General features: G+C 64.5%; 8 protein-coding genes. 6 read left to right on the top strand and 2 right to left on the bottom strand.

The features are described 5' to 3' along the window. Positions 1–333: 333 nt before the first annotated feature. Positions 334–558 (bottom strand): hypothetical protein, encoded by a 225-nt coding sequence (locus AC0L3L_RS26875; protein WP_029351283.1) that lies wholly within the window; start codon positions 556–558, stop codon positions 334–336. 241 nt (positions 559–799) lie between these two features. Between AC0L3L_RS26875 and AC0L3L_RS26870 the strand changes: the two genes are divergently transcribed. Continuing rightward, a complete protein-coding gene (locus AC0L3L_RS26870; RefSeq protein WP_473639981.1) occupies positions 800–1,807 on the top strand; it encodes an aldo/keto reductase in 1,008 nt (335 codons plus the stop codon). Positions 1,808–1,814: 7 nt separating this feature from the next. Here the strand turns inward: AC0L3L_RS26870 and AC0L3L_RS26865 are convergent, their stop codons facing one another. After that, on the bottom strand, positions 1,815–3,254 hold the full coding sequence (locus AC0L3L_RS26865; protein WP_473639979.1) for a LuxR C-terminal-related transcriptional regulator: 1,440 nt from the start codon (positions 3,252–3,254) through the stop codon (positions 1,815–1,817). A gap of 233 nt (positions 3,255–3,487) precedes the next feature. On the opposite strand from AC0L3L_RS26865, the gene AC0L3L_RS26860 reads away from it, so the two are divergent. From AC0L3L_RS26860 to AC0L3L_RS26840, 5 genes are all read left to right on the top strand, one after another. Further along, on the top strand, positions 3,488–3,694 hold the full coding sequence (locus AC0L3L_RS26860) for a hypothetical protein (RefSeq protein ID WP_133254753.1): 207 nt from the start codon (positions 3,488–3,490) through the stop codon (positions 3,692–3,694). 48 nt (positions 3,695–3,742) lie between these two features. Then, a complete protein-coding gene (locus tag AC0L3L_RS26855) occupies positions 3,743–4,630 on the top strand; it encodes a DMT family transporter (protein WP_473639977.1) in 888 nt (295 codons plus the stop codon). 284 nt (positions 4,631–4,914) lie between these two features. After that, positions 4,915–5,865, top strand: coding sequence for a substrate-binding domain-containing protein (locus AC0L3L_RS26850; protein WP_473639975.1), 951 nt, complete (start codon positions 4,915–4,917; stop codon positions 5,863–5,865). A gap of 128 nt (positions 5,866–5,993) precedes the next feature. Next, complete coding sequence (locus AC0L3L_RS26845) at positions 5,994–7,565, top strand: sugar ABC transporter ATP-binding protein (RefSeq protein WP_473639973.1); 1,572 nt, start codon at positions 5,994–5,996, stop codon at positions 7,563–7,565. Beyond that, on the top strand, positions 7,562–8,578 hold the full coding sequence (locus AC0L3L_RS26840; RefSeq protein WP_473639971.1) for an ABC transporter permease: 1,017 nt from the start codon (positions 7,562–7,564) through the stop codon (positions 8,576–8,578). Before AC0L3L_RS26845 ends, AC0L3L_RS26840 begins: the two co-directional genes overlap by 4 nt. Positions 8,579–8,628 lie beyond the last annotated feature (50 nt).

Below are 8,628 nucleotides of genomic sequence, written 5' to 3'. Positions count from 1 at the left end.
CTGGCATGTCAAAGACCGAAGCGCGCGGCAGTCAGGAACCAACGTCTCATTCCTTCGCGCCCCCCCTCTGTCCTGCCGGACATCTCCCCCACGAGGGGGGAGATTGGCAGTGTCACTGTGGGCACCCTCTTTGCAACGTCGGAGATTGGCGAAAGCGTCGCGACATCCGATCTCCCCCCATGTGGGGGAGATGTCCGGCAGGACAGAGGGGGGCGCTGTCCCGCCAGCATCAAAATTCCATCGCAGCGGCGCTCACAGGTCGCGGCATGGTCTCCGCGACGTCGCTTCGCTCCTGCTCCGCCCTGGGATGACGAAGGGTATGCCTCACACAGCTCAATCGTCGGTGGCCGGCGTCAATTCGAGCTCGGCCGGCGACAGACCCTGCTGGAGTTGGCTCAGCCGGAATTCGTCGACCCAGTAGGCCTCGCCGTCGACGAGGACACGCGCCTTGTAGGCGCCGGCGGAAAAGCTCTGTGCGGTGATATAGACCTTGTGGCGGTCGAGCGCCTTGCGCACCGCGGCACGCTTGGAATTCTGGCTGGTGACGGAACTGGCCATGGACTCGCTCATACACACGCCGCCGCAGGAAAAGGCGGCTGGCATAAGGATGGCCGAGACCGGGTGTTCTGTCAATTTCCGGGCACTGGGCAACACCGGGCAAGGCGCTTAGCGGAAAGCTCACATGATCGTGCGATCAGCCTCGACCGAGCGACTGTGGAAACCGAGCGAGTGCTCTATATGGTCCTGACGCAATAGTCCTGACGCACACGAACCCTGACATTGTCCGGAGATCTCATCCATGACCTTGAGCACACGCAAGCTGGGCAGCCAAGGGCTGCAGGTATCGGTGATCGGCCTCGGCTGCATGGGCATGAGCCAGTCCTACGGCCCGGCCGACGAGGCGGAATCGATCGCCACACTGCACCGCGCCATCGAGCTCGGCTGCACCTTCTTCGATACGGCGGAAGTCTATGGCCCGCACACCAATGAGGCATTGCTCGGCCGCGCGCTGAAGGGCCGGCGCCACGAGGTGACGATCGCCACCAAATTCGGCTTCCGCATTGAAAACGGCAAGCAGATCGGCACTGACCGCAACAGCCGGCCCGAGCATATCCGTGAGGCGGTGGACGGCTCGCTCAGCCGGCTCGCCACCGACCATATCGACCTGCTCTACCAGCACCGCGTCGACCCGGCGGTGCCGATCGAGGATGTGGCGGGTGCTGTTGGCAAACTAATCACTGATGGCAAGGTGCGTTTCTTCGGCCTGTCGGAGGCGGGTGCGGCCAACATCCGCCGCGCGCATGCCGTGCATCCGGTGTCGGCGGTGCAGAGCGAATATTCGCTGTGGGAACGCAATCTGGAACCGGAAATCATCCCGTTGCTCAGCGAGCTCGGCATTGGCCTGGTGCCGTTCGCGCCGCTTGGCCGCGGCTTTCTCACTGGCGACGTCAAGCGCGCCGAGGACTATCCGGAAGGCGACTTCCGGCGCGGCGACCCGCGCTACCAGGGCGCAAACTACGACGCCAATGTGCAGGCGGCCGGGATTGTCCGCGACATCGCCACGGCCAAGGGCGTCAAGCCCGGCCAGATCGCGCTGGCCTGGCTGCTGCACAAGGGCAGCGATTTCGGGCTCGACATCGTGCCGATCCCCGGCACCAAGCGCAGAAAATACCTCGAGGAGAATGTCGCTGCCGCGGCGATCGAGCTCGACGCCGCCGCAATGCAGGCGCTCGACGACGCGCTGGCACCGGGCAAGGTCGCGGGTGAGCGCTACAACGAACGCGTCATGGTGACGATCGACCGGTAGGTGGCATCTACGGCAGCTTCGCCAGTTCGGCGGCGTTGCGGATGGCAAGCAACGCGTGCCGGTTGGTCACCGGATAGCCTGCGATGAAGCGTTCGACCGAAAAGCCTGGAAATTCGGCTCTCAAGCGGGCCGCGGCGCGCGCCGCCTCGCCGGTCTCGCCCATGGCCGCATGCGAAAGCGCCAGGAACATCAGCACGTCCGGCGATTCCGGCGAACTCCTGCGGAGCGCCGCGACAGCTTCCCGATGCCTGCCGGCGGAAAACAGGATGCGGCCTTGCATGCCGAAATACCAGGGCGGGGCCAATGGATTGAGGCGCATGGCACGCTCGATGAGCGGGATCGCCTCGGCCGGATCGCCGGCGACAAGCGCCTTGCTGCCGGCCAGCAGCGCCAGTATGCCGGCGTGGTTGCAGCCGTATTCGAGAGCGCGCCGGTGCGCGCGCTCCGCTCCTTCGAGATCACCAAGACATGCCCTGAGATTGCCAAGGCATGCGTGGGCGCAGCTGTCCGTCGGGTCGAGGCGCAGGGCGTTTTCGGCCGTGATCCGCCAGTTCTCGATCGACGCCAGCAGGTCGTCACCAAAGCCGTTGCAGGCCTCGACCGAATAGGCATAGGCGAGCTCGGCCCAGCAGTTGGCGAAAGCAGGGTCAAGCTCCAGCGCGCGTGAAAACAAGCGGATCGCCTCGACATTGCCGGCGCGGCTGAACGTAGTGTGCTGTTCGAGGGCAAGTAGATAAAAATCATAGGCCCGCAAGCTGGCCGGCGGCTTGCGGCGAACCGCATTGCGGCCGACCGTGGCCAGCGTTCCATAACTGCCGGCGAACACATTGATGATGCTTTCGGTCAGGCTGTCCTGCAGCGCGAAAATGTCCTCGACCGGGCGGTCGTAGCGCTCCCTCCACAGGCTGACGCCGCTACGGGCATCGGCAAGCTCTATCGTCAAGCGAATCCTCTGGTCGTCCGCGCGCAACTGGCCCGACACAATATAGGTAGCGCCAAGCGCCTTGCCGTCCGCCTCGAAGTCGGCCGGCTTGCTGCCCAGCGATTTCATCGTGTGGAAGGCGATGACAGGCAAGCCCGCGTATCGTGCCAGGTCGATGGTGATGTCCGACGACAGACCGTCGGCAAAGCGGCGCCAACGCTCTTCCGAATTCAGGCATTCGATAGGAAATATGGCGAGCACCGGCGGAGCGTCCGACGGGGGTGACAGCCCGTCCGGCCGAGCGCCGGAAGCGCCGGCAAAATACGCCGCGAGCCCGATCTTGGTGCGCACGCCAAGTTTTTCGTAGATGGCCGCAAGGTGGGTGCGAACAGTGGTCGGGGCAATGAAAAGTGCATTGCCGATTTCGCGATAGGTCATGCCGGTTGCGAATTTTTCCGCGACCGCGCGCTCGCGACCCGACAAGGCATCGAGCGCCTGCGCTTTCGAAGCGTCGTTGAACGTCATGGTGGGACCCGTCCCCAGCGGAAGAATACCACAAATGCAGGAGGCCGAATACTGCATCTGCCCGATCCCGCCGCAGGCGCACAAATTGCAAGCTCGCTTGCGGCAACAAGCTGCTATCAGGGGAGGTTTCCATGCGTCCTGTTTCGATAATGCTGGCATGCACGATCTTGAGTCTTTCCGCCGTCCACTCGCCGTTGTTCGCAAGAGCATGCAGGCAGGTGCTGGAATCGGATGTGAAAATCACGAGCATGCGCGTCTATGCCGACGTTCTGGCCAACGCCGCCCGCAACGGCTGGGACTACACGCCTGAATCGATCGTCAGCGGCTCAAAGCGGCATTTCGAGGAGATGAAGCTCCAGTTGAACGACGCCGGCTATGAGATCGTGCCCGTCGGCGTCCGCCTGTATTGCAAACGGTGGGACAAGCTCGCCGCCCGCTAGCAACCAGCGATCCGCCCTTTGCGGCGCAAGCTTTGTCGAGACATCGATATGTCGAGGGTGCAGGCCAACTGTCTGCTTCTGCTTGCTGCTGCCTTTTGGGGCTTCGGCAATGTTGCGCAGAAGACTGTGCTGGTTCATCTCGATCCGCTCAGCGCCGTGGGCATGCGCTGCCTGATCGCGGGGCTCATGGTCGCGCCGCTGACGATGCTCGAATGGGGAAGGAAATCCGGGCCCGGCTACTGGATGAGCCTCGCCAAAGTCAGCGTTCTGTTCTCGATATCCATCATCATCCAGCAGGTCTCGTATCTCGACGCTTCGGTTACCAATGCCAGCTTTCTTGTGAGCACAGCAACGGTGATGACGCCACTCGCCGCCTGGTTGCTGATTGGCGAGCGCCCGACTGCCGTTGGCGGTCTTGCGGCTGCCATGACAGTGGTCGGTGTCCTGCTGCTGTCCGGAGGCTTGACCACCAGCTTCAGCCAGGGCGATCTCGCTGCGATACTTTCGGCCGCGTGCTACGCGCTTTGGATGGTGGAGCTTGGCCGCCACATGCAGACCCACGGCGCGCCGGTTGCGGCGGCTGCCGCGCAATTTCTCGGCGCCGCCGTGCTCACTCTGCCGCTCGGCGCTCTTCAGGGCAATTTGTCGCTGGCCGCCATCAGCGATGCGGGGCCGGAACTCGCCGTACTCGGCATCTTCTCGACCGGGGCCGCCTTCGGCATCCAGACGATCGCTCAACGCTTCACGTCCGCCAGCCATGCCGCCGTGATCGTCAGCGCAGAGAGTGTGTTCGGAGCGATTGGTGCTGCCATATTTCTAGGCGAGCGGCTGTCGCCGACCGGAGCAGTCGGTGCTGCGGTCGTATTTGGATCAATCACCTTGCTGTCGCTGACAACCGACAAATCCGAAATCAGCAAGCCGGCGGTGGTGGACTGAGAGATTATCCTCAAGACGGTCCGGCGAACCTCCTGCGAAGCGCCGAAGGATAAGCCAGGGACCCGACCGGACCGAATCCTGCCGTTCTTGCGCAAACCTCCGGCCTTGGCTAGCATCCGCGCGCCGGCGCCGAGCGGAGGAGAACGTCGCGGTGGACCGGCTGGAGCGCCGTTGCGTCCCCTCGGGCGCTCAAAGACACTCCATTTCTAGATCGACGCATGAACCTGCCGGAGACCCATTCCGGTTTTCGGGGTCGTGCGCTCATGGTGGAGGAGACTAAATTGATGAACAGACGTGAATTCCTGCTGTCGTCCGTTGCGATGAGCACATTGGCGCTGGCCGCTCCGCAACCGGCATTCGCCCAGGACAAACTGACCATCCTGGGTTCGGTGCCGAGCCTCGGCTTTCCGTTCTTCGTTCACATGCTGAACCAGATCAAGGCGGAGGCGCAGGCGCAAGGCGTCAACCTGACCGAGAGCGACGGCCAGAATTCGGCGCCAAAGCAGACCGCCGATATCGAGGCGGCGCTTGTGCAGAAGGTCGACGCCATCGTCATCTCGCCGCTCGACGTCAACGCGCTGGCGCCGGCCATCGAGCAGGCGGTCCAGGCTGGCATCCCCGTAGTCACCATCGACCGCCGCGTCGACGGCGTCGAAGGCATTCTCGCCCATGTCGGCGCCGACAATGTCAAAGGCGGCGAGGCCGAGGCGCAGGCCATGGTGGCGGCGTTCCCGAACGGTGCCAAGATCTTCCATTTGCAGGGCCAGCCCGGCGCCGGCCCGGCGATCGACCGCAACAAGGGCGTGCACAACGTGCTCGATCCGCTGAAGGACAAATACCAGATCGTCTTCGAGCAGACCGCCAACTTCGCCCGCGCCGAGGCGCTCTCCGTCACCGAGGCCGGCCTTGCCGCCAACGGCAAGCCCGACGCGATCATCTGCGCCAACGACGACATGGCGCTTGGCGCGGTTGAAGCGTGCGCGGCGCGCAACTTCACCGACGTCAAGATCTACGGCTTCGATGCGCTTCCCGAAGCGCTGGTCGCCGTGCGCGACGGCAAACTGGCCGGCACGGTCGAACAGTTCCCCGGCGAGCAGTCGCGCACCGCGGTGCAGATCGCCGTCGCCTATGCCAAGGACAAGACCGAGCCCAAGGAAAAGCTCGTGCTGCTGACGCCGATCGTCATCGGCAAGGACAATCTCGACAAGGCGGAAAGGCTGGGCGAGACGAAGTAGGAGACGACAGACCGCCAATTGGCAAGGCTGGCGGGACAGCACCCCCCTCTGTCCGGCAGGACAGAGGGGGGTGTTCAAGCTCGGCGTTCGAGGCGTCATGAACTGCACCGTGGGAGAAACCTTTGTTCGTGGCTGAAAACGTAGCATCGTCACAGAGTCCCGCCTTCCTCGCCGTCGAGGGCGTGACCAAGCGCTTTGCCGGCGTGACCGCGCTCAGCGATGTCTCGCTCGAGGTTCGGCCCGGCGAAATCCTCGGCCTGCTCGGCGAGAACGGCGCCGGCAAGTCGACTCTGCTCAAGATCCTTTCCGGCGTGATGCCGCCCTCCAGCGGCCGCATCGTCTTCGACGGCGTCGAATTCAATCCCCACAACCCGCAGGACGCCAAGCGCCTCGGCATCGTCACCATCTACCAGGAACTGAGCCTGATCCCGACGCTCACCGTGGCGGAGAATATTTTTATCGGCCGCGCGCCGCTCGGGCCGCTCGGCCTGGTCAGCTGGCGGAAGATGGAGGAAGACTCGCGCGCGATCATCGCCCGCGTTGGTCTGGACCTCGACCCGGCTACGCCGGTGTCGGCACTGTCTGTCGCCGAACAGCAGCTGGTCGAGATCGCCCGCGCGCTGTCGCTGAAGAGCCGCCTCATCATCATGGACGAGCCGACCTCGGCGCTGACCGAAACCGAAGTGCAGAAGCTGATGTCGATTATGGGCCGGCTGCGCAAGGATGGCGTCGCCATCATGTTCGTCACCCACAGGCTGGAAGAGGCCTCTGCCATCTGTGACCGCATGACGGTGCTGCGCGACGGCAGGCTGGCCGGCCATCTCGACCGCGACGGCGGGCCGATCAAGCTGCCGAAAATCATCGAGAAGATGGTCGGCCGCGCCGCGTCCGAGCTTTATGCCAGGCCGACGCTGCGCGACGTCGCCGGCGACGTCAGGCTCTCCGTGCGCGGCCTGCGCACGGTGCGCGATCCGCAAGCGCCGCACGCCATCGTGCTCGAAGGCGTCGATCTCGACCTCAAGGCGGGCGAGATCCTCGGCGTCGCCGGCCTCGTCGGCTCCGGCCGCACCGAGTTGGCCCGCGCCATCTTCGGCGCCGACCGCATTGCCGCCGGCACCATCGCGCTCGACGGCAAGCCGATCGCGCCTGAAACACCCGCCGACGCCATCGCGCTCGGCATCGGCCTGGTGCCGGAAGACCGCAAGCACCAGGCGATCTTCGCCGCGCTCGGCATCCTCACCAATTTTTCCATCGCCGCCCTCGGCCGCTACTCCAACGCCGCCGGCTTCATGGCCGAGCGCCGCGAGCGCGAAGCGCTGGCAAGCTACAGGAAGACGCTGTCTATCCGCATGGCCTCGCCCGAGCAGCCCATAGAGGGGCTGTCCGGCGGCAACCAGCAGAAGGTCATCCTTGCCCGCTGGCTGGCGCGCGACCCCAAGGTGCTGATTGTCGATGAACCGACACGCGGCGTCGATGTCGGCGCCAAGGCCGAGGTGCACCAGATCCTGGTGCAGCTCGCAGCGCGCGGCATCGCCATCATGATGATCTCGTCCGAACTGCCGGAGGTGCTTGCGGTGTCGGACAGGATCGTCACCATGCGGCGCGGACGCATCACCGGCGAGATGCCCGGCATCGAGGCGACCGAGGAAAAACTGATGGAACTGATGGCGCTCGATCAAACGCAGGAAGCGACGCAATGACCAGCACGACCGAACAGACTCAGCGCGGCGGCATCAATGTCGCGCGCCTGCTGATGAGCTTCGGCCCGCTGATGTTCCTGGCGCTGCTGATCGTTGTTTTCACCGTCCTGAAGCCGAGCTTCATCGACCCCATCAACATCTTCAACATCATGCGGCAGATCTCGATCACCGGGCTGATCGCGCTCGGCATGACCTTCGTCATCCTCACTGCCGGCATCGACCTGTCGGTCGGTTCGCTGCTGGCTTTCTGCGGCATGGTCGCGGCGGTGGTGGCCAAGGGCGGCACCGCCAACACGCTGTCGCTGTCGACGTCCGGCACGCAAGGCTTTGGCTGGTTCGCAGCCCTATTGGCTGCCATCGTCATCGGCGCCCTGGCCGGCGGCGTCCAGGGCTTTGCCATCACCAGGCTGAAGGTGCCGCCCTTCGTCGTCACGCTTGGCGGCCTCACCGTCTTTCGCGGCCTGACGCTGACGATCTCCAACGGCGGCCCGATCTCCGGCTTCGACGCCTCGATGCGCTGGTTCGGCACCGGGCTGATCGGCCCGGTCCCGGTGCCGGCGATCATTTTCGCGGCGGCGGCAATCCTCTGCCACATCGTGCTGCGCTACACGCGCTACGGCCGCGCCGTCTACGCCGTCGGCGGCAATGCCGAGGCGGCGCGGCTGTCGGGCCTGCGCGTCGACCGTATCCTGATCTCGGTCTATGTCATCGTCGGCTTCTTCGCCGGCCTCGCCGCCTTCGTATTGTCGGCCAGGCTCAATTCCTCGGAAGCCGTCGCCGGCATCGGCTACGAACTGACGGTGATCTCGGCGGTCGTCATCGGTGGCACCTCGCTGTTCGGCGGCATTGGCTCGGTCGGCGGCACGGTGGTGGGTGCGGCACTGATCGGCGTGCTGCAGAATGGGCTGCAGTTCAACAACGTCTCGTCCTACACCCAGAGCATCGTCATCGGCCTGATCCTCATCCTCGCCGTGGCCTTCGACCGCTGGCTGAAATCGCGGGTGAGACGATGATCCGAGGCGCGAAGGATGCGATGCAATAAACTGCCGGGGAGGTAGTAGCG

The organism is Mesorhizobium sp. WSM4849 (assembly GCF_055811385.1).
Note: the sequence above shows the minus strand (reverse complement) of the source record. Positions and strands in the feature narration are given on the sequence as shown.

What these genes read in the sequence shown, in the direction of transcription:
- AC0L3L_RS26875 (WP_029351283.1), bottom strand. Translation starts at nt 558, where the DNA reads ATGGCCAGTTCCGTCACCAGCCAGAATTCCAAGCGTGCCGCGGTGCGC.
- AC0L3L_RS26870 (WP_473639981.1), top strand. Translation starts at nt 800, where the DNA reads ATGACCTTGAGCACACGCAAGCTGGGCAGCCAAGGGCTGCAGGTATCG.
- AC0L3L_RS26865 (WP_473639979.1), bottom strand. Translation starts at nt 3,254, where the DNA reads ATGACGTTCAACGACGCTTCGAAAGCGCAGGCGCTCGATGCCTTGTCG.
- AC0L3L_RS26855 (WP_473639977.1), top strand. Translation starts at nt 3,743, where the DNA reads ATGTCGAGGGTGCAGGCCAACTGTCTGCTTCTGCTTGCTGCTGCCTTT.
- AC0L3L_RS26850 (WP_473639975.1), top strand. Translation starts at nt 4,915, where the DNA reads ATGAACAGACGTGAATTCCTGCTGTCGTCCGTTGCGATGAGCACATTG.
- AC0L3L_RS26840 (WP_473639971.1), top strand. Translation starts at nt 7,562, where the DNA reads ATGACCAGCACGACCGAACAGACTCAGCGCGGCGGCATCAATGTCGCG.